A 21,107-nucleotide genomic window follows, 5' to 3' on the forward strand; every position below is an offset into this window, starting at 1 on the left:
GCGCGGCACGGCGCTCGGTCCAGGCCGGAGGCCACCCGGGGGACCGAGCGCGTCCAAGGCGCTGAGGGGGCCGGGAAAGGCCCGGCCCGGCCGCGCCGATGTCCCCGTGATCGGCGCGCCCGCGCGGGCGAAGTCCGTACCCCCCGGGGGGGCTCCTGCGCCGCCTCCCGGATCCGGGACGCTACCGGGCCGCCGATGGCACGGTGAGGACGATTTTGCCTTGCGTCCGGCCGGTCTCGCCGAGCCGGTGGGCCCGGGCCGCCTCTTCCAGCGGGAAGGTCTGCTGGACGGCCGCGCGGAGGACCCCCCGCTCGACCAGCGTGGTGATCTCGCGCAGGTCGGCACCGGACGGGGTGAAGCCGAACTCGACGAAGCCCAGGCCGCGTTCCCGGGCCTGCTCGCGCACCGCCGTCCGGTCAGGACCGGTGCCCCGCACGTCGAGGAGTACCCCGCCCGGGGCGAGTACGGCCAGCGACCGCGGCCCGTAGTCGCCGCTGATCGGGTCGATGACGATGTCGACATCGCGGGCGGCGGTCCCGAAGTCGGTGACGGTGTAGTCGATGAGCTCGTCGGCACCCAGCTCCTTGAGGAACGCGTGCTTGTCCTGCCTGGCGGTGCCGATGACGTGCGCCCCGCGGGCCTTGGCGATCTGGACGGCCAGGTGGCCGACGCCGCCGGCCGCGGCGTGCACGAGCACCCGCTGCCCGGGGCGGACCTCGGCCACCCAGACCAGGGACTGCCAGGCGGTGAGCCCCGCGATGGGCAGCGCCGCGGCGTGGATCAACTCCTGACCGGATGGTGCCGGCGCCAGGAACTCCACCGGCACGGTCACGTACTCCGCGTAAGCCCCGCGAGGCGGCAGCACGATCCCGTAGACCGCGTCGCCCGGCCGGAATCCCTCGACCGCGTCGCCCGTCGCCGCCACCTCGCCCGCCACGTCCAGGCCCAGGATGAACGGCGGCTCGCCGAACCGGCGCAGCGAACCGTCGCGCCGCTTCCAGTCGGCCGGGTTGACGCCCGCGGCATGGACCCGCACCAGCACCTCGCCGGCCGCGGGCACCGGCCGGTCGACCTCCACCACCTCGAGCACCTCTGGGCCGCCGAAGGCCCGCTGGCTGATCGCGCGCATGCGCATGCTCGTCCTTTCCTCGTCAGCGATGGTTGATCACCGCGCCCATCATCGAGGCACCAGGTATCCGTTGTGAAGAACGCACCCATCTGGTATCTAGGTACCTGATGGATACCAAGGACCCGGACTGCGACTGGATCTTCGGCCGCGACTGTCCCTCGCGCACGGTGATCGAGGTGCTGGCCGGCAAGTGGGCGCTGTACGTCCTGGCGGTGCTGCGCCGCCGCGAGCGGCCGATGCGCTTCAGCGAGCTGCGCCGTGTCCTGGACGGCATCACCCAGAAGATGCTCTCCCAGACGCTGCGCGCCCTGGAGCGCGACGGCCTGGTCCGCCGGACGGTGTACCCCACGGTGCCGCCCCGGGTGGAGTACGGCCTGACCCCGCTCGGGGTGGAGGCGGGCGAGCTGACCGGCGCGATCGCGGACTGGTCGATGAAGCACGCCGAGCAGATCATCACCGCCCGCACCGCCTACGACGCCGCCCCCGATCCCGCCCCGATCGGCCCGGCGTCCGGCAAGGCGGAATCCGTCGCTTGACGCGGTCCCTGGCCTGAACGGTGGGGACTCAGCCCGTGCTGCCCGATTCGATGCCGTCGGGAGGTGCGTAGATCGCGGTGAAGTGGGGGCCCCAGGGCCGGTGCGTGTTGTCGCCCCGCGACGGCGGGGCGGTCGGCGGGTTACGCTCGGGAAGAGGCGGGAGCGGGACCTGACTGGGGTTAGCAGCCAGGTCCCTTACCACTGAAGGTAAGCGAAGATCGACATGAGTATCAAGGATGCGGCGCTGCGGTACGCCACCGCGGTGGAGAACGAGCTGATCCAGATCCGGGCCGACCAGATGGAGCAGGGCCAGGAGCTGACCGAGCGAATCAACGGAGTGTCCAACAGCCTCAAGGAACTGCGCGAGGAGATGGGGGATATGAGGACGAAGGTTGGGGGGCTTGGCGATTCGCAGCGCCAGATGCTGGAGATCCTGATCGACATTCAGCGGCGGCTGGCGTAGGAGTCCTGAAACGCGACAACGCCCCCGGTTCGGGCCGGGGGCGTGTCGTTTACGGGCACGTCGGGTGCGCCCGGCCAGGAGCGTTCCGGTGCCCGCTTGTCTTGGGTGGTGACCCGCCTGGACGGCGCACTCCCGCGCGGGCCTTCACCCCGGCCTGGAGGCCGGAGCGCTTATCGCCGTCGCGATCGTCGCGCATGTCCGCCCGCCCCTGGCCGCGGCGGAACAGGACGCCGCTCCACCCGGCCAGCGGGACAGGTTAGGCCCAGACGCGGTGGCCGCCGGCCGGGCTGCCATGATGGCCTGCCCGGGTGGCGAGCGCGGCCACCATCGCCAGCCCGCGCCCGCCCTCCCCATCCCGGTTCAGCTCCGCGCCGAACCGGGGGACGCCGCCCCCGCCGCGGTCGTGTACCCCCAGCAGCACCTCGACAGGCCCGCCGGCCGCCCCCGGCCGGCGCCGCAAGTCACCTCCACCGTGAAGTACGCGGCGGCCGAAGCCCTGGTCCGCAAGCCCGACATCCGTCCCGGCCTCCCCGTCGAGATGGCGGCGGACCTGCTGTTCGGCCTGCTCAGCCCGGAGCTCTACCTGATCTTCGTCCGCGACCGCGGCTGGTCACCGGACACCTGGGAACAGTGGGCCCGCGCCACATTGACCTCCCAACTCTGCGCCGTCCCCGGCTGAATGACGGACGTCACGCCGGTCCCGCGGCCGGCGATGCCGGTGGCGGTTCGAACGGCGTGGTGAAGACGCGGGCAAGCTGGTGGTCGATCATCGCTATGGCGTCCTCGGCGGATCGCTGCTGCAGCAGAACGCTCGACTGTAGCCCTTCGGCCCCCGCTACCAGGAACGCGGCCTCGGCTGCGGCGTCGAGGTTCTGGGGCACCTGGCCGGACTCCTGCCCTTGCACGAGCAGGCCGGCGACCAGGTTCTCCAGCGCACGCGGTGCGTCGCGGGCGACCGTGGCCAGGGCGGGGTCGGTCAGGAAGCGGACGAAGTAGGCGGTGTACACCAGGTGCCGGCTGCGCCGTTCCTCATCCAGCGGGAGCAACTCGAACAGCACTCCGCGCACGATCGCCCGCGTACCGGGCGCTTCGCCGAGCTGCGCGAGGCGTTCGCGGGCTCGCCGCTCGGCGTCGTCGTTGAGGATCTCCAACGCGCCGAGCAGCAGATGTTCGCGGGTGCCGAAGTAGTACTGCAGCAGCCGGGCGGAAACTTCGGCCTCCGCGGCGACCTGCCTCAGGGTGACGTCTTCCAGGCCGCCGCGGGTGGCCAGGCGCCAGACGGCTTCAGCGATCTGGCGACGGCGCTGGTCGTGGTCCACCTGTCGTGGCATGCCATCCGTCCTTGCGACTCGTTCATGGTGCGATCGTACCAAGACCAGTGTTATGGTTCGATCGCACCATAAACTGGGGCGGGCGTCCACGCCTGCTGTCGCGGCCCTTCGGGGCGATGGGAGACAGAGCGCATATGAAGCATGTCACCGTGCTGACCATTGGCATGCTCCTGCTGGTCCTGGGAGCACAAGGCGCCATCCGGCTGATCGCCGACCACGACAACGCCGGGCTGCTCGCCTGGCTGCCCGGCGGATTCGCGGTGTGGCTGGCGTGTTACGCGGTGGTCGCCATCATCGGAGCATTGCTGGCCGGCTGGGGTGGCAAGAAGGCCAAGTGGAACGGGCGCGGACGATGACCGGTCGCACGCCGGCGCCGGCCGCGAATCTCGCCCTACCGGCAAGCGCATGGATGCTCGCGGCGGATGGCGCCCCGCCGATGCCGACGACATCTCCGACCCGCCTCGTCGGTCACCAAGCGGCTCTTCAGCGTGAGACCACTTCAGTTCGCCTGGATGGTTGCGAACAGTTCGTTCGTTGCGGATACTGCGAATAGAGGAGGTGGGCAATGGATGTACAGGCCAAGCGAGTGGAACCGGGAGTCATCGACGCACATGTCGCCGGACGGGCGGTGCGCCGGATCAAGGACTATCTCATGCGCCATCCCCAGCAGGCCACGATCCCGGTGTCCGGCGAGCATGGCGGCGAGGATGCGTTGGTCCTACCGCGGGAGGCTGTGAGTCTTCTGGCATTCGTCCTCGCGCAGGCCGCAGAAGGGCGCGGGGTAACCGTCATACCGTCGCAAGCAGAGCTGACAACCCAGCAGGCGGCGGATGTGCTTAACGTGTCACGCCCGTACTTGATCAAACTTCTGGAGTCCGGCGAGATCCCCTTCCGGTTGGTAGGCAGGCATCGGCGCGTCACCTACGAAGCCTTGCAGCACTACAAGCGACATGATGACGCCAGGCGCCGCAGCGCGGCGGACCAACTGGGCGCTCTAGGTCAAGAACTGGGCGCCTGACGTGACCTTCGTAGCGATCTACGATGCCAACGCGTTGTACGGCAACGCTCTTCGCGACCTACTCATCCGACTGGCCATGACCGGCCGGGTGCAGGCCAAGTGGACACACCGGATCCTTGAGGAGATGCGGCGAAACCTTTTGATCAATCGTCCGGACATCGCACCCGAGAAGCTGGACGGACTCTGTCGGCTGATGAACTCGGCGGTCCGTGACTGCCTCGTCGAGGGGTACGAGCCATTGATCGAGGGATTGAAACTTCCCGATGCCGATGATCGGCATGTGCTAGCCGCGGCGATCAAGGCGGGAGCCCAGGTCATCGTCACTTCCAACCTCAGGGATTTCCCCGCCTCGGAACTGGGCGGTTGGGGCATCGAAGCCCTATCTCCCGATGACTTCGTGCTCGATCAAATTGGTCTCGATGCCCGGGTCGTGTGGGCGTGCGTTCAGCAGATCGCGGATTCGCGGTCGAATCCACCGGAAACCGTGGAGGATGTTCTCGATGCTCTGGAGGCCGCCGGCCTCGTCGAGGCGGTCGGCTCGCTTCGGGCGGGCTGACGCCTCGGTACTACTTGTCAAGGGCGCTTGTCCGGCAGGCATCGGGACCTCGTCCAGGAATGGGTGCGGATGCTTCGCGAGGTTCAGGGCTCGAACGATGGTGTCCGATTACTGAACGGGACGGGATTTACGGCCAAGCTCGGGGCCGGCTCGCGCCAGAGGGCGAAAACCACGATAGTGGGTCGGCTCCCTTCCGGTGGCCTGGACGATCCGGGCCCGCCCGCGCACCCGGCCGGGCCGGGTTTCCCGGCGGGGTGTTCCGGGCGCGGGGTGGTGGCGGTGCCGGCGGTCGACTGCCCGGCGTTGCTGCGCGCCCTGACGTCGGAGGAGGCCGATGTGCGGCGACGTGAGCTTCTGTTCGAGCTGGCCTTGGCGCTGGGCGGCACGCCGGCGCTGGTGTTGCTGCGGCGGTTGTCGCCGCCGGAGAAGGACCGGCTGGCGGCGGCGGTCCGGCCGCCGGGGCGGGTGGACGCGGGCACGGTGGAGGTGATCGAGAAGCTCACCGCGCACTGCCGCCGGCTGGACGACGCGCACGGCCCGGCCACCGTGCTGCCCGTCGTGCAGGGCCAGCGGGCGATGGTCGCCGGCCTGCTACGCGACCACAGCCTGCTCCCCGGCCTGCGCACCCGGCTGACCCACGCCTACGCCCAGCTCGGCCAGCTCGCCGGGTACCTGCACTACGACCTGACCGACTACCCCGGCGCCCACCACTGCTACCAGGACGCCCTCACCGCCGCTCACGAGGCGGACGATCCGGCGCTGATCGCTTACCTGCACATCTGCATGAGCTATGTGGCCGTCTACCAACGTGACGTGGGCCGCGCGCTCGACCATGTCTTCGCCGCGCAGGGCTGGGCCGGGCGCGCGGCCGGAAATGTCGTGCGCTCGGTCCACGCGATGGAGACGGCACGAGTGCTGGCGCTCGACGGCCGGGTCAAGGAGAGCGAACGCTCGCTGGCCCGCGCCGTCACGCTGGCCGCCGAACCGCGTACCGACGGCGACCCCGGCTACCTGTACTGGTGGCCGTCCAGTCGCATGCAGAGCCACACCACCGATTGCCTGCTCGCATGGGGGCGGCTCGACGACGCGATCGCCTCCATCAGCCACACCCTGGGGTCGCCGGCGACCCCGATGCTGGTGCGCGGTCAGACATTGCTGCAGTACGCCGACGTTCTCGTCCGCAAGAAGGAGATCCCCGAGGCTGTCGCGCGGATCGAGGAGGCGGCGGGGCTGACCGGGCGGCACAGTTCGGGGCGGTTGCCGCAGGAGATTCGCCGCGTTCGGGCCCGCCTGGCGCCGTGGTCCGGTAACAATCATGTGCGCCGGCTGGATGACCGACTCCACGTCCTGGGCATCGCGTCCGCCACCCGGTGAGGCAAGAACGGTTCCAGAGCGCGAGGGAGCTTCCCGGTGGGACACCATGACGGCGGCGCACCGCCGCAGGACGGCGAGACCGACGACGGCGACCCCTGTTCCGCCCGGCCCGGGGGGCGGGGGCGGCACGGAGGGCCGGGCCGGAGGTGAGTGTGGCGGAACGGATCGACGCCCTGGCCGACCGGCTGCCGGGCCTGGAGCCTCGCTGGCGCCGCGCGTTCCACGACGTGCCGCGCCACCTGTTCGTCCCGGATCGGGCCTGGCGCCATTCCAGCGCCGGGGACGGGCATCCGATCGACCGGGCCGCCGATCCGGAGGCGTGGCTGGCGGCCGTCTACTCCGACGCGGCGATCATCACCCAGTTCGACGACGGCGCGGTCGAGGTCACCCTGGGCCAGGGCCGGTACACCTCCTCCACCTCGGCGCCGCGGATCGTCGCGGCCGAGCTGGCGCTGCTCGACCCCTACGACGGTGACGAGGTGCTGGAGATCGGCACCGGCACCGGCTGGACGGCGGCGCTGCTCGCGCATCGGCTCGGGCCGGACCGGGTGACCAGCGTGGAGATCGACCCGGCCGTGCTGGCGACGGCCGAGGAGAACCTGCGCCGGGCGGGCCGTCCGGTGCGCACCGTCCTCGGGGACGGCGCCAAGGGGTGGCCGGATCTGGCGCCCTACGACCGGGTGCACGTGACCTGCGGGGTCAGCGACGTGCCGCACGCGTGGGTGGAGCAGGCCCGGCCCGGGGCGGTGCTGGTCATGCCGTGGATGCCGCGCTTCGAGGGCGGGCACTTCGTCCGGCTGGTCGCGGTCGGCGACGGCACCGCCGTCGGGCGGTTCCACGGCACGGTGAACTTCATGCCACTGCGCTCCCAGCGCTGGTCCCGGCCGCGCGTCCAGGACGCCTACCGGACGTCGGACCTCTGCCTGGACCCGCGGCGGGTCGTCCGCGAGTCGCCCGGGGCGGGCATCGCGATCTCGGCGCTGCTGCCCGACCTGCACGGCAGCCACCGGCAGGGGGCGAACGGCGAATTCGAGCTGTCGCTGTGGTCCGCCGACTCCGAGGCCCAGGTGACCCGCCCGGCCGGTCCGCCCGGGGGAGTGGCCGCGCAGCGCGGGCCGCGCGACCTGTGGCAGGAGCTGGCGACCGCCTTCCTGCGCTGGGTCGCCTGGGGCGCCCCCGGCATGGAGCGGTTCGGGCTGACCGTCACCCCGACCGGCCAGCACATCTGGCTCGACGCCCCCCACCAGATCCTCACCCGCCCGCCCACCGGCACCGGATGAACCGGCCGGCGCCGTCGCCGCACCGGCCCACCGGTGCGGCGGCCGACTCCACCGGCTCTCCTTCCGCCGGCTTTCATGTTCGTCCAGGCGGGCCGGTGGGCCCCACCGGCGAGTCCCGGCCGGGGGCCGCTGCTGTTGTGGGACGCCGTGCCAGGCGGATCCGTGTCGCGGTGCGGCCCGAGGCTCGTGGCCGGATGCGGACTCGATCTCGGCGGTCGTCGCGGCGCCGGCGACCGGATCGGATCCACCACTCCGGACCTGCTCGCGGGCGGCGGGGTCAGTTCTCCTCGCCGGGGACGACCAGGCCGGTCTCGTAGGCCAGGGCGACCACCTGGGCGCGGCTGCCGAGGTCGAGTTTGGTCATGGCCCGGTTGAGGTGGGTCTTGACGGTGGCCTCGCTGACGTGCAGCCGGGCGGCGATCTCCGCGTTGGACAGGGCGTGCCCCACCAGCTTCAGCACCTCGGCCTCCCGGGCGGTCAGCGCGTCGAGCGCCGGTGCGGCCTGGCGGCGGTTGGGGTCGGGCCGGTGGGTGAAGGCGTTGACCAGCCGCCGGGTGACGGTGGGGGCGAACAGCATGTCACCGGCGGCGACGGTGTGGACGGCGGCGATGAGCCGTTCGGGCGGGGTGTCCTTCAGCAGGAACCCCGAGGCGCCGGCGCGCAGCGCGTCGTACACGTACTCGTCGAGGTCGAAGGTGGTGAGGATGACCACCCGGGGCGGCCGGTCGCGATGGGCGGCCAGGATGCGCTCGGTCGCGGTGACGCCGTTCATGCCCGGCATCCGGACGTCCATCAGGATGACGTCGGGATGGGTGGCGGCCGCCTGGGCGATGGCGTCCTGGCCGCTGGCGGCCTCACCCACCACGTCGATGCCGGGGGCGGCGCGCAGCAGCGCGGCCAGGCCGGCCCGGATGAGCACCTGGTCGTCGACGACGAGCACGTTGATCATTGGTTCGGCCCGCCGGACGGGGCGAGGGGCAGGGTGACCACGACCTCGAATCCTCCTGACGGCTGCGAGCCGGCCTTGACCGTTCCCTTGTAGAGCCTGACGCGTTCCCGCATGCCGATCAAGCCGTGGCCGTCCTCGGTGGGGACGGCCGGGGCGCCGCGGCCGTCGTCGCTGACGCGTATCTCCAGGGCGGCACCGTAGTGCAGGAAGACCCGCGCCGTCGCGGGGCCGGCGTGCTTGAGCACGTTGGTCAGGCATTCCTGCAGCACCCGGTAGGCGCACAGGTCGATGCCGGGCGGCAGCGGGCGCGGGACGCCGGTGACCGACAGCTCCACCGGGACGCCGGCCGACCGTACTCGGTCCACGAGCTGGCCGAGCCGGTCCAGGCCGGGCGCCGGATCGTAACCGCCGTCCCCCTCCTCGGGGTTGTCGGCGTCGCCGGTGTCGATGCGCAGCACCGTCAGCAGCCGGCGCATCTCCGCCATGACCTCGCTGCCGGTGCCGGCGATGGTCGCCAGCGCGCCGCGCGCGGTGGGCGGGTCGGAGGCGAAGACGTACTGGGCCAGGCCGGCCTGGATCACGATGACCGACATGTGGTGCGCGACCACGTCGTGCAGCTCGCGGGCGATGCGCACCCGCTCCTCGGTGACGGCGCGCCGGGCCCGGTCCTCCTGGTCGCGCCGGAGCCGTTCGGTGAGCCGGGCGAGCTGGGCGTTGCGCTCGCGCAGCATCCGGGTCTGGTTGCCGAACACCCAGGCGACCGCCACGATCAGGCCGGACTGGAAGACGTTCGCCCAGGTGAAGTCGGCCGGTCCGAGGAACGCCGCGTGCCACCAGGCGGCCGCCACGGCGAGCGCGCCGGGCAGGGACACCGCCGGGGGCCGGCGGCCGGCGACGGTGTAGAGCGCGAGCAGCGGCGGGACCTCGTTCAACCGGGCGTCGTAGCCGAGCAGGTGGAAGATGACCTCGGCGACGCAGGTGACGATGAGCACGGTGAGCGGGGCACGCCGCCGCCAGGTCAGCGCGAGGCCGGCCACCAGCGTCAGCCCCGCACCGGTGGCCTCCCAGGGGTGGCGCGCGTAGCCGGACACCGGTCCGTCCGCCGACAGGACCAGGCCGAACACCACCGAGACGCCGGTGATCAGCACGCTGAAGATCAGGTCGGTGAGGAAGGGGTTCATCGCGGCGACCCGCCGGAGCGACGACAGCATCTTCGCGCGCATCCGCGCATGTTAACCGCCGGGTGCGGCGTTCCTCATCGCCTGATCGGCCGGTCCTGCCTGCAACCGCGGCGGTAGGCCGGCCGGCCGGCCGGCTACCGCGCAGGTTCACCCCGCCGGTGGCGTCGTACCGCGAATGTCCCAGCGATCTTTACCCGGCAGTTTGACGGCACGACGACCGGTTTTTCCTATAAATGAGGCCGGTTCGCGTCACCGCTCCCGATCACGCGACGTCCGGGGACGTGCTGGAACCGATGAGCAGCTCGCCCGAGCACCTCTAGCCGTCATTCCTGGAGACCCGATGCGCCGCACCCCCCGCAGCGTCCTCAGCCGTGTCCGTGCCGCGGCCATGCACGTCGCGCCGCTGGCGGCCGCCCTGGTCGTGTCGCTGCCGGCCTGCTCCCTGGCCGCCGTGGCCGTCCCGGCCGCCGCGACTCCGGCGCGGGCGGCGACCGGGGATCCGCCCGCGCCCGGCGAGCGGGCGGCCGTGCGGCAGGCCCGCGACAGCGGGCGGCGCGTCGAGGTGCTGCCGCTGCGGACCGAGACCCGGCAGGTGTTCGCCAACCCCGACGGCTCGTTCACCTCCGAGACCGCGGCGCTGCCCGAGCGGGTACGGCGCGGCGACGGCTGGGCCGACGTCGATCCGACGCTGGCCTTCGCACCGGACGGCAGCGTGCGCACCGTGGCGACCCCGCTGGAGCTGACCTTCTCCGGTGGCGGGACCGCGCCGCTGGCCGCCATCGGCGAGGGCGGGCGCTCGGTGGCGATGACCTGGCCGCATCCCTTGCCGAAGCCGGTGCTCGAGGGGGGCACCGCGACGTACGGCGAGGTGCTGCCGGGGGTGGACCTGAAGGTGACCGCGTCGGTGCTCGGCTTCTCCGAGGTGCTGGTGGTCAAGAACCGGCAGGCCGCCGCCGACCCGGCGCTCGCCGAGCTCACCTTCGGCATGCGCGCGAACGGGGTGTCGGTGCGCGAGACCGCGGCCGGCGGCCTCAGCGCCGTCACCGAGTCGGGGGCCGAGCTGTTCCACGCGCCGGCGCCCCGCATGTGGGACTCCTCGGGCGCGGCGCCGGTCCCCGCCGCGCCCGAGGCCGGGCCGGCCCGCGCGAGCCGGCAGGCCGTGATGGGCGTGGACGTCTCCCGGGACCGCCTGGCCATCGTGCCGGACCGGAACCTGCTGACCGCGGCGGACACCACCTACCCCGTCTACATCGACCCGCAGTGGGCGGGGTCCAAGCTGGCCTGGACGTACGTGGACAAGGCGTACCCGTCCCAGGAGTACTGGAACTCCAGCCACATGCCGGAGGCGGGCGCCTACGGCGGCGGGGTGAAGCGCTCGTTCTTCCGGATGGACTCCAACAACGTCAACGGCAAGCACATCCTGAAGGCCACCTTCCGCATCAACCAGATCAAGTCCTGGGGGTGCACCTCCGACCCGCAGGCCGTGCAGCTCTGGCTCACCGGTGCCATCTCGAGCTCCACCAACTGGAGCCACCAGCCGTCCTGGGTGGACTGGCAGGACAGCGTGTCCTCCGACGCCGGCTACAGCTCCTCCTGCCCGGACAAGGGCATCGAGTTCAACGTCACGCCGGCGATCGTCAAGGCCGCCAAGGGCGGCTGGTCGAACACGACGTTCGGGCTGAAGGACTACAACGACACCGGCGGCAGCGTGTGGGGCTGGAAGGGCTTCAGCAACTCGCCCAAGCTGGTCATCGACTACAACACCCCGCCGGCGGCCCCGGCGGGCATCGGCACCTACCCGGCGACGCCCTGCGTCACCGGCGCCGGCCGCCCGGGCGTCAACGGCGGGGACGCCGAGAACCCGCTGCAGCTCAAGGCCAAGATCTACGACCCGGACAAGGCCAACGACGGCGTGCGGGCCGAGTTCGTCCTGCACCGCTACAACACCACCACCGGCGTCTGGGACGACATCACCGGGAGCATGCCCGGCGACGGCCGGACGGCCTACAAGTACACCACCTCGGCCACCGACCATTCGGTCAAGCTGTCCGGGCTGGCCAACGGGCAGAGCTACGCCTTCAAGGTGCGGGCCTACGACGGCACCGACGCCAGCGCGTGGAGCAAATGGTGTGAGTTCACCGTGGACACCATCGACCCGGCCACCGTGCCGAAGGTCAGCTCGCTGGACTACCCGGCGGACACTCCGGACGCCTGGCAGGGCAGCGTGGGCTGGGCCGGCGGCTTCACCTTCGCCCCCGGCGACGGCGAGACCGACGTGGCGGCCTTCCGCTGGGCGCTCGACGACCACAACCTGGCCACCGCCGCCACCCAGATCGCCATCCCGGCCGGGCAGACGTCGGTGAACGTGCGGATCGCACCACGCCATGACTGGGAGAACGCCGTGTACGTCTTCCCGGTCGACCGGGCGGGCAACGTCGGCAAGAACTACGCCGTCTACACCTTCTACGTCAACCCCGGGTTCGGCCCGGAGGGGCACTGGCGGCTGGACGAGACCGCGGGCACCACCGCCGCCGACTCCGGGGCGACCACCCACCCCGCGACGCTGGCCGGCGGCACCTCCTGGAGCGGCGGCCGGGTCGCCGGCGCGCTGCGCCTGAACGGCACCACCGGGTACGGCAGCACCGACGGGCCGGTGGTGCACACCGACCGGAGCATGAGCGTGTCGGCCTGGGTGCTGCTGAACGACAAGACCAAGAACTCCACCGTGGTCAGCCAGGACGCCGTGCGCGGCTCGGGATTCCAGCTCTACTACTCCGCGAGCTACAAGCGGTGGGTCTTCAACAAGTACGACGCCGACGTCGACGACATGACCATCGTCCGGGCGGTCGGCGACACCGAACCGACGACCGGTATCTGGACCCACCTGACCGGCGTATGGGACGCCCCGGAGCGGCAGCTCCGCCTGTACGTCAACGGCATCCTGCAGGCCACCAAGGGTGCCTACCCGTACAAACCCTGGGATTCGACCGGCTCGCTGCAGATCGGCCGGACGCGGTATCACGGCGCCTACATCGAGAACTTCGCCGGCGACATCGACGAGGTGAAGATCTGGAAGCGGGAGCTGTCGGACGACCCGCGCACCGTCAACGCCCCCGCGCTGGGCAACGAGATCGCCGCCATGGCCAAGCAGCCGCCTCTCCAGCGCGGCGGGTGGAAGTTCGAGGAGGGCACCGGCACCACCGCGGTCAACACCCCCGACAGCCGATGGCCGGCGACCCTGGCCGGCGGCGCCGGCTGGACCGACGACGGCTTCGACGGCGGCGGCGCGCTCGCCCTGAACGGCGCCACCGCCTACGCGGCCACCCCGTCGGCGCCGCTGCGCACCGACCACAGCTACGCGGTGTCGGCCTGGGTCCGGCTGGCAGGTGACGACAGCTGCGTGCTGCCGGACCACGCGATGACCGTGCTGGCCCAGGACGGCGCCACCTACAGCTCCTTCTACCTGGGCTACCGACTCATCGCGGAGGGCGGCGGCGTGTGGCCGCACTGGTCCTTCTCCACCAGCCCGGCCGCCACCAGCGGCACCCTGACGCACGCGACCTCGGCCGAACGCGTCGACTGCGCGTCGCTCAACACCTGGACCCACCTGGTGGGCGTGTACGACGAGCAGGCCAAGCAGATCCGCCTCTATGTCAACGGCCAGCTCAACGACCAGCGTCCGGTCACCGGCGGCTGGCCGGCGGGCGCGCTGCAGATCGGCCGGGCCAGGTACAACAGCACCGCGGTGGACTACTTCGCCGGCGCCGTCGACGACGTGCGCGCCTACACCGGCACCCTGACCGACCACCAGGTCCTCAACCTCGCGATGAACCAGCCCATCGACGGCTAGACCCCCGGGTCACCGACGTCCCCCAACCCCCTTCCGGAGGAGAGCCGTGCCCGGTTCGAGGCGAGCCCTGATCCAGATCGCCGCCATCCTGGCCGTGGCGGTGCCGGCGACGCTGCTGTCGCCGGTCACCGCCCAGGCGACCGACGACCCGGCCTGGCAGCAGGCCCAGGAGCAACACCCGGTGCCCGGTCACGCCGTCGGGGCACGAGGGCCCCTGACGGACCCGGGTGCCGGGTACGACCTGAAGGACGCGCCGCCCGTCTCCTGGCCGCCTGCGGCCCAGGCGACGGTCGGCCTGCCGGGTACCGCCGCCGCGCCGGACGCCGCCGCGCGCGGCGGCGGCACCGGTGCCGGCAAGGTGCGGGCGGGCGGGCTGCCCGTCTGGCTGAGCCCGGCCGCGCCCGAGGACGGCGATCGGGTGGCCCGGACCCCGGCTGCGCCGGACACGAGCGACGATCCCGCGAAACGGACCCCGGCCGCGCCGAAGGACGGCGCCGATCCGGCGGCGCGGCCGCCGGCCGCCACCACCGTCCAGGTGCGCACGATGGACGCCGCCACCGCGAGCAGGTCCGGCATCGCCGGGCTCGGCATCCAGCTCACCCCGCAGGCCGCACCGCCCGGCGCGGCCCGGATGACGGTCGAGGTCGACTACTCCGGCTTCCGGTACGCCTACGGCGGCGACTGGGCCTCGCGGCTGCGCCTGGTCCGGTTGCCCGCCTGCGCGGCGACCACGCCCGACCTGCCGCGGTGCCAGACCCGCACCGCCCTGCCCACCCGCAACGACGTCAAGACCGGCCGGCTGACCGCCGAGGTCGCGTTGAACGCCGCCACCACGACGCTGGCGGCCGAGGCGGCCCCGTCCGGCGCGGCCGGCAGCTACGAGGCCACCTCGCTGTCGCCGTCGGCGACCTGGAACGTCAGCAGCCAGACCGGTGCGTTCTCCTGGTCCTATCCGCTGCGGCTGCCGCCCACCCCCGGTGGGCCGACGCCGAACATCGGCTTCGTCTACTCCTCCGGGAGCGTCGACGGCCGGACGGTCGCCACCAACAACCAGGCGTCCTGGATCGGCGAGGGCTTCGACTACTGGCCCGGGTTCATCGAGCGCCGGTACAAGGCGTGCGCCGACGACGGGGTGACCCCCAAGCGCAACGACCAGTGCTGGGGCGACCACAACGCCACCCTGTCGCTGAACGGCCAGGCCACCGAGCTGATCCTGGACGACGCCACCGGCACCTGGCAGCCCAAGGACGACGACGGCTCCAAGATCGAGAGGCTGACGGGCGCCGACAACGGCGACAACGACGGCGAGTACTGGCGGGTCACCACCCCCGACGGCACCCAGTACCTGTTCGGCCGCAACCACCTGCCGGGCTGGGCCGACGGCAAGGCCGAGACGCAGTCGGCGTGGACGGTGCCGGTGTTCGGCGACGACGACGGCGAGCCCTGCCACAAGTCCGCCTTCGCCGACTCCTGGTGCCGGCAGGCCTGGCGGTGGAACCTCGACTACGTCGTGGACCCGCACGGCACCGTCAGCACCTTCTGGTACGGCCGGGAGACCAACTACTACCGCCGCGACGTCACCACGCTGACCGACGGCGTGCCCAACGGCACCCCCACCTCCTACGACCGCGGCGGCTACCTCAAGCGCATCGACTACGGCCAGCGCGCCGACGCCATCTTCACCACCTCGGCGCCGGCCCGGGTGGGTTTCGAGGTCAAGGAGCGCTGCGTCCCGACCTCCACTTTCGACTGCGCCGAGGCCAAGTTCACCAAGGACAACGCCAAGTACTGGCCCGACGTCCCCTTCGACCAGAACTGCGACTCCGGTGACAAGTGCCTGGACCGGTACTCGCCCACGTTCTGGACCCGCAAGCGGCTGGCGTCCGTCACCACCCAGGTGCTGTCCGGCGGCGCGTACCAGAACGTCGACACCTGGACGCTCGACCAGCAGCTGCGCGCCCCCGGCGACGGGACGGCCGCCGGGCTTTGGCTGGCCGGCATCCAGCACACCGGCAAGGTGGGCGGGAGCGCGGCGCTGCCGCAGGTGCGGTTCGCCGGCGTGCAGCGCCCCAACCGGGTCGACGCCCTGGAGGGCCGGCCGCCGCTGACCAAGTGGCGCGTGTCGGCGATCGACAACGAGACCGGCGGCGCGCTGTCCGTCACCTACTCCGACGAGGACTGCACCGCCGGGAACACCCCCGACCCCGATTCCAACACCCGCCGCTGCTACCCGCAGTACTGGTCGCCGGAGGGCGCCACCTCGCCCAAGCGCGACTGGTTCCACAAGTACGTCGTCACCCAGGTGCAGCAGATCGACCGCACCGGCGGCGCCCCCGACGTGCTGGAGACCTACGAGTACCTCGGCGGCGGCGCCTGGCACCACGACGACGATGACGGGCTGACCAAGGAGAAGTACAAGACCTGGTCGCAGTGGCGCGGCTACGGCAAGGTCCGGGTGCTGAGCGGCGCCGTCGGCGAGCAGCGCTCCAGCACCGAGTACACCTACTTCCGCGGCATGGACGGCGACGAGCTGTCCGGCGGCGGCACCCGTGACGTCAAGGTCACCGACTCCCAGGGCACCGCCGTCACCGACGCCGACCCGCTGGCCGGCCGGCTCCGCGAGGAGATCCACTACGACGGCCCGGGCGGGGCCGCCAAGACCGGCGTCATCACCGGCTACTGGACCAGGCAGACCGCCAAGCGGGTCCGCTCCTGGGCCACCACCACCGCGCACATGGTCCGCGCCGACCGGACCCGCAACCGCACCGCGCTGGCCGCCGGCGGCTGGCGGACCACCCGCACCGACACCGACTACAACACCGACGGACTGCCCACCCAGGTCGACGAGATCGGCGACGAGGCGACCGCCGCCGACGACCGGTGCACGCGCACCGGCTACGCCCGCGACGCCGGCCGCTGGATGGTGTCGTACGCCAGCCGCGTCGAGACCGTCGCCAAGGCGTGCGCCGCCACCCCCGACCGGCCCACCGACGTGCTGTCCGACGTGCGCAAGTACTACGACGGCCAGGCGTTCGACGTGGCACCGACCAAGGGCGACGTCACCCGGACCGAGAAGCTCGGCTCCTGGGACGGCGGCCCCAAGTACGTCACCGCCGGCACCACCACCTTCGACGTCTACGGCCGCCCCCTGGTGGTCACCGACCCCAACGGCACCACCACCAGGACCGCCTACACCCCGGCCACCGGCCCGGTCACCGCCAAGCAGGAGACCAACGCCCTCGGCCACGTCACCACCACCCAGATCGAGCCGGCCTGGGGCCTGCCCGCCGCCACCACCGACGCCAACGGCCGGCGCGCCGACCTGGCCTACGACCCGCTCGGCCGGCTCACCGGCGTGTGGCTGCCCGGCCACGCGAAATCCGGCTACGCCTCGACGCCGAACCTGAAGTTCGGCTACCGGATCCGCACCGACGGCCCCACCACCGTCAGCACCTCGACGCTGCGCGCCGACGGCGCCACCTACACCACCGGCTACGCCCTCTACGACGGCCTGCTGCGCGCCCGCCAGACCCAGCAGCCCGCCATCGGCGGCGGCCGGCTGATCAACGACACCTTCTACGACACCCGCGGCCTGGTCTACAAGACCAACGCCGACTACTACACCGAAGGCGACCCTGGCGACACGCTGTGGGTGCCCGGCAGCGACGACGACGTCCCCGGCCAGAGCGTCACCCTCTACAACGGCATGGAGTGGCCGACCGCGCAGATCTTCCGCAAGCGCGGCACCGAGCAGTGGCGCACCACCACCACCTACGGCGGCGACCGGATCAGCGTCGACCCGCCCGCCGGCGCCACCCCCGCCACCACGATCACCAACGCGCAGGGCGAGACCGTCGAGGTCCGCCAGTACAAGGGCGACGCCCCCACCGGCGACTACGACGCCACCAAGTACACCTACACCCGCGCCGGGCAGCCGGCCACCGTCACCGACACCGCGGGCAACACCTGGAGCTACCACTACGACCTGCGCGGCCGCATGATCCAGGTCGACGACCCCGACAAGGGAACCGCCAAGCTCACCTACGACGACCGCAACGACCGGCTCACCACGATTACCGACGCCCGCGACGCCAGCCTGCACTTCACCTACGACGCCCTGGGCCGCAAGACCGCCGAGTACGCCGGCACCTCCACCGCCGGCACCAAGCTCGCCGAGTGGACGTTCGACAGGCTGCCCGACGGCACCGTCGTCAAGGGGCAGCCGACCGGCGCCACCCGCTACGTCAAGAACCCCGCCACCGGCGCGACCGACGCCTACAGCAGCAGCGTCACCGGCTTCGACAGCGCCTACCGGCCCACCGGCGCCCAGGTCGTCATCCCGGCCGCCGAAGGCGCGCTGGCCGGGACCTACAAGACCTCGACCGACTACAACCCCGACGGCACCGTGCACCGCACCGTGCTGCCCGCCGCCGGCGGCCTGCTCGGCGAGACGCTCCTGTACGACTACGACCGGCTCGGCAACCCCACCACCATGCGGGGCCTGACCGACTACGTCACCTCGACGACCTACTCCAAGCTCGGCCAGGTCCTCGACCTGACGCTGAGCACCGGCCTGAAGCGGGTCAAGGAGACCAACTTCTACGAGGAGGGCACGGGCCGGCTCACCCGCTCGGTGTTCGAGCGGGAGACCGCGCCGATCTCGGTGTCCGACACCCGCTTCAGCTACGACCAGGCCGGCAACATCACCAAGCTGGCCGACACGCCGTCCGGCCAGACGCCCGACGTGCAGTGCTTCCGCCAGGACTGGCTGCAGCGCCTCACCGAGGCGTGGACCGCCACCGACGACTGCGCCGCCGGCCCCGCGCAGAACATCGTCGGCGGGCCCGCGCCGTACTGGCAGTCCTTCTCCTACGACACCGTCGGCAACCGCACCAAGGAGGTCGACCACCAGGCGACCGGCGACATCACCAAGACCTACACCTACGCCGGGCCGGGCAAGCCCCAGCCGCACACGCTGACCTCCGTCGCCTACCAGGGCGGCTCGCGCGACGGCCAGATCGACACCTACACCTACGACAAGGCCGGCAACACCACCGAACGTGGCTCGGGCCGGTTGCTGGACTGGGACGTCGAGGGCCACCTGGCCAAGTCGACCGACCCCACCGGCGTCAGCACCTTCGTCTACGACGCGAACGGTGAGCGGCTCATCCGCCGCGACCCCACCTCCACCACCCTCTACGTCGCCGGCATGGAGATCCGGCTCGACACCAAGTCCGGCGCCAGGAGCGCGACCCGCTACTACGACTTCGCCGGGCGGACCATCGCCACCCGCACCGCCACCGGCGTGACCTGGCTCGGCGCCGACCACCACGGCACCGCCGACACCTCCGTCGCCGACACCACCGCCCAGCTGGTGAGCCGCCGCCGCTTCACCCCGTTCGGCGGGCAGCGCGGCGTCCCGCCGGACTACTGGCCCGGCCAGCGGGGCTTCGTCGGCGGCATCATCGACGAGGCCACCGGCCTGACCCACCTCGGCGCCCGCGAGTACGACGCCGAGACCGGCCGCTTCGTCTCCGTCGACCCGATCTTCGACGCCGGCGACCCGCAGAGCTGGAACGGATACACCTACGCCGACAACAACCCGGTGACCGCCTCCGACCCCGACGGCCTGATGCTCGACGGCGGCGGCCAGTGCGGGTACGGGAAAATCCCCAACCCCTGCAACCCGTCCCCCGGCGGTGGCGGCGGTGGCGGAGGCGGCGGCGGCGGTGGTGGCGGTGGCGGCGGTGGTGGTGGTTACTCGCCATCGCAGCCGAGCAGCCCGCCGCACTGCTCGGGCTGGGACCTCGGCTGCAGGTCCAAGAAGATCTGGCACGAGCACAAGGCCACCATCGTCAACGTCACCGTCTCGGTCGTCGTCACGGTCGGCTGTGAGGCGGCCACGGCGGGCGCCGGCAGCATTGGCTGCGCCGCCGCGGGCGGCGCGGCCGGCAACCTGGCCGGCTACCTGGTCTCCACCCCGCGCGACGAATGGAGCGCCGGCGGCGCGTTCAAGGCCGCCGCGGTCGGCGCCATCACCGGCGCGGCCGGCGGCGTCGTCGGCAAGGGAGCCTCGGCGCTCCTGGGCAAACTCGCCACCACGGCCACCGGCCGCGCGGTCAGCGGAGCAGTAGGCAAGGCCGCCGGCAAGGCAAGAGCCGCCCTGGGACGCGGCGGCGGCGCGGCGGCCGAAGGCGGCGAATCCGCGGGCGCCGCAGCCGGCAGGTCGGCGGCACGCAAGGCAGCGGGCGGCAAGGCACGTCCCACGTCAGGTGCACGACCCCGCTGCCTTAACAGTTTCACCGCGGGCACCATGGTCAAGCTGGCAAACGGCACCAGCAAGGCCATCGAGCGGATCAAGCCCGGGGACAAGGTCCTGGCCACCGACCCGCGGACCGGCAAGACCATGCCCAGGCCGGTGCTCGCCGCCTTCTCCGGCGTCGCCTACCTCAACCTCGTCCAGATCACCGTCGACACCGACGGCAAGAAGGGCGACGCCACCGGCGTCATCCTCGCCACCGAGCACCACCTCTTCTGGGACACCCGCGACCACGAGTGGGTCCGCGCCGACCGCCTCACCCCCGCCGACCGCCTCCGTACCCCTCAGGGCGCCACCGTCTCGGTCATCGGCTCGTCCACTCTCCAGGACCACCCTCCGGTCTACGACCTCACCATCGCCGACACCCACACTTACTATGTTCTGGCGGGATCTAAGCCGGTCCTTGTCCATAACTGCGAAGTTATCCGCGGTGGCGATGAAGCTAGCTACTTTATCTCGCACCACGCAAGTGGAAGTGGTGTGATCGCCGACCTTGATAGTGATGGAGTTCTAACTATGATGATGCACAACTATCCCAAAAAGGGATCGCCGCTGCGGGGTGAGGGGATGTTCGACGAGGTTATGGGCCACTTCGGGGACCGGGTTCAGGGAATCCAGGGGATCTGGGTCTATGGAGATAACCTTGCAGGTTTCAATGAAGCTGTCCGGGGCGGTGCGAGCCTGGTGTCTGCAGCTAAGGCGCAGTGGACTGGTAGACAAGCGGCCAGGCATGGCTTCATTCGCGCCAGAATCGATGAAGCGGTTCCGAGGCTCGACGGGGACTTCGATCAAGTTATTGTCATGTTCCGGAGGTGAGGGAATCGATGGATGAGGACGTCGAACGGTTGGCGCACCTGGCCGTCGAGTACCACGGAATCGGGTGCAGTGTCGCAGAGATTGTCGATCTCTTAGTCGACAGGCACCCGTATTTGAGGTCGACGCCGTTGCGGCTGGCGCAGGTGCTTCGATCAGCCTTCGGTCTCTCAGTTCATGATCTGCAATATGTCACCGCATGGGTACAAGGTGAGATTTCATTGGACACACTGGAGGAGCACCTTCAGGTAATTCGGTAATTCGACCTCAGCCGTTGCATGTTGTGCAAGTTTGCGAGGCTCCATCGA

Annotated in this window: 14 protein-coding genes; 10 read left to right on the top strand and 4 right to left on the bottom strand. The window is 71.4% G+C overall.

Features of this window, described 5'->3' with window-relative positions; translation table 11 throughout:
* Positions 1 to 181 precede the first annotated feature (181 nt).
* Complete coding sequence (locus Sru01_RS30380) at positions 182 to 1,129, bottom strand: NADP-dependent oxidoreductase (RefSeq protein WP_203992873.1); 948 nt, start codon at positions 1,127 to 1,129, stop codon at positions 182 to 184.
* A gap of 107 nt (positions 1,130 to 1,236) precedes the next feature.
* Here Sru01_RS30380 and Sru01_RS30385 point away from each other — a divergent pair, with 107 nt between their 5' ends.
* From Sru01_RS30385 to Sru01_RS30395, 3 genes are all read left to right on the top strand, one after another.
* Complete coding sequence (locus tag Sru01_RS30385) at positions 1,237 to 1,665, top strand: winged helix-turn-helix transcriptional regulator (protein WP_203992876.1); 429 nt, start codon at positions 1,237 to 1,239, stop codon at positions 1,663 to 1,665.
* A gap of 223 nt (positions 1,666 to 1,888) precedes the next feature.
* Positions 1,889 to 2,128, top strand: a complete 240-nt coding sequence (locus Sru01_RS30390; protein ID WP_203992879.1) for a hypothetical protein — start codon at positions 1,889 to 1,891, stop codon at positions 2,126 to 2,128.
* A gap of 271 nt (positions 2,129 to 2,399) precedes the next feature.
* Positions 2,400 to 2,807 carry a hypothetical protein gene (locus Sru01_RS30395; protein WP_203992882.1) on the top strand — a complete coding sequence of 136 codons (408 nt, stop codon included), beginning with the start codon at positions 2,400 to 2,402 and terminating at the stop codon, positions 2,805 to 2,807.
* A gap of 10 nt (positions 2,808 to 2,817) precedes the next feature.
* Here the strand turns inward: Sru01_RS30395 and Sru01_RS30400 are convergent, their stop codons facing one another.
* Positions 2,818 to 3,459, bottom strand: a complete 642-nt coding sequence (locus Sru01_RS30400; RefSeq protein WP_203992885.1) for a TetR/AcrR family transcriptional regulator — start codon at positions 3,457 to 3,459, stop codon at positions 2,818 to 2,820.
* Positions 3,460 to 3,593: 134 nt separating this feature from the next.
* On the opposite strand from Sru01_RS30400, the gene Sru01_RS30405 reads away from it, so the two are divergent.
* From Sru01_RS30405 to Sru01_RS30425, 5 genes are all read left to right on the top strand, one after another.
* Positions 3,594 to 3,815, top strand: coding sequence for a hypothetical protein (locus tag Sru01_RS30405; RefSeq protein WP_203992888.1), 222 nt, complete (start codon positions 3,594 to 3,596; stop codon positions 3,813 to 3,815).
* A 209-nt stretch (positions 3,816 to 4,024) separates the two neighbouring features.
* Positions 4,025 to 4,477 (top strand): excisionase family DNA-binding protein, encoded by a 453-nt coding sequence (locus Sru01_RS30410; protein WP_203992891.1) that lies wholly within the window; start codon positions 4,025 to 4,027, stop codon positions 4,475 to 4,477.
* Position 4,478: 1 nt separating this feature from the next.
* The gene (locus Sru01_RS30415) at positions 4,479 to 5,033 is read left to right on the top strand and encodes a PIN domain-containing protein (RefSeq protein WP_203992894.1); all 555 of its coding nucleotides are present in this window, start codon (positions 4,479 to 4,481) and stop codon (positions 5,031 to 5,033) included.
* Positions 5,034 to 5,102: 69 nt separating this feature from the next.
* Positions 5,103 to 6,407, top strand: a complete 1,305-nt coding sequence (locus Sru01_RS30420; RefSeq protein ID WP_507763326.1) for an NsdA family TPR-like regulatory protein — start codon at positions 5,103 to 5,105, stop codon at positions 6,405 to 6,407.
* A gap of 152 nt (positions 6,408 to 6,559) precedes the next feature.
* Positions 6,560 to 7,687 carry a methyltransferase domain-containing protein gene (locus Sru01_RS30425; protein WP_239137869.1) on the top strand — a complete coding sequence of 376 codons (1,128 nt, stop codon included), beginning with the start codon at positions 6,560 to 6,562 and terminating at the stop codon, positions 7,685 to 7,687.
* 277 nt (positions 7,688 to 7,964) lie between these two features.
* Here the strand turns inward: Sru01_RS30425 and Sru01_RS30430 are convergent, their stop codons facing one another.
* Both Sru01_RS30430 and Sru01_RS30435 read right to left on the bottom strand, forming a co-directional pair.
* Positions 7,965 to 8,636, bottom strand: a complete 672-nt coding sequence (locus tag Sru01_RS30430) for a response regulator (RefSeq protein ID WP_203992900.1) — start codon at positions 8,634 to 8,636, stop codon at positions 7,965 to 7,967.
* Positions 8,633 to 9,859, bottom strand: coding sequence for a sensor histidine kinase (locus Sru01_RS30435; RefSeq protein ID WP_203992904.1), 1,227 nt, complete (start codon positions 9,857 to 9,859; stop codon positions 8,633 to 8,635). Before Sru01_RS30435 ends, Sru01_RS30430 begins: the two co-directional genes overlap by 4 nt.
* Positions 9,860 to 10,157: 298 nt before the next feature.
* Between Sru01_RS30435 and Sru01_RS30440 the strand changes: the two genes are divergently transcribed.
* Both Sru01_RS30440 and Sru01_RS30445 read left to right on the top strand, forming a co-directional pair.
* A complete protein-coding gene (locus Sru01_RS30440; RefSeq protein WP_203992907.1) occupies positions 10,158 to 13,667 on the top strand; it encodes a LamG-like jellyroll fold domain-containing protein in 3,510 nt (1,169 codons plus the stop codon).
* A gap of 46 nt (positions 13,668 to 13,713) precedes the next feature.
* A complete protein-coding gene (locus Sru01_RS30445; RefSeq protein ID WP_203992910.1) occupies positions 13,714 to 20,802 on the top strand; it encodes a polymorphic toxin-type HINT domain-containing protein in 7,089 nt (2,362 codons plus the stop codon).
* Positions 20,803 to 21,107 lie beyond the last annotated feature (305 nt).

Source organism: Sphaerisporangium rufum (genome assembly GCF_016863395.1).
Lineage (GTDB): Bacteria > Actinomycetota > Actinomycetes > Streptosporangiales > Streptosporangiaceae > Sphaerisporangium > Sphaerisporangium rufum.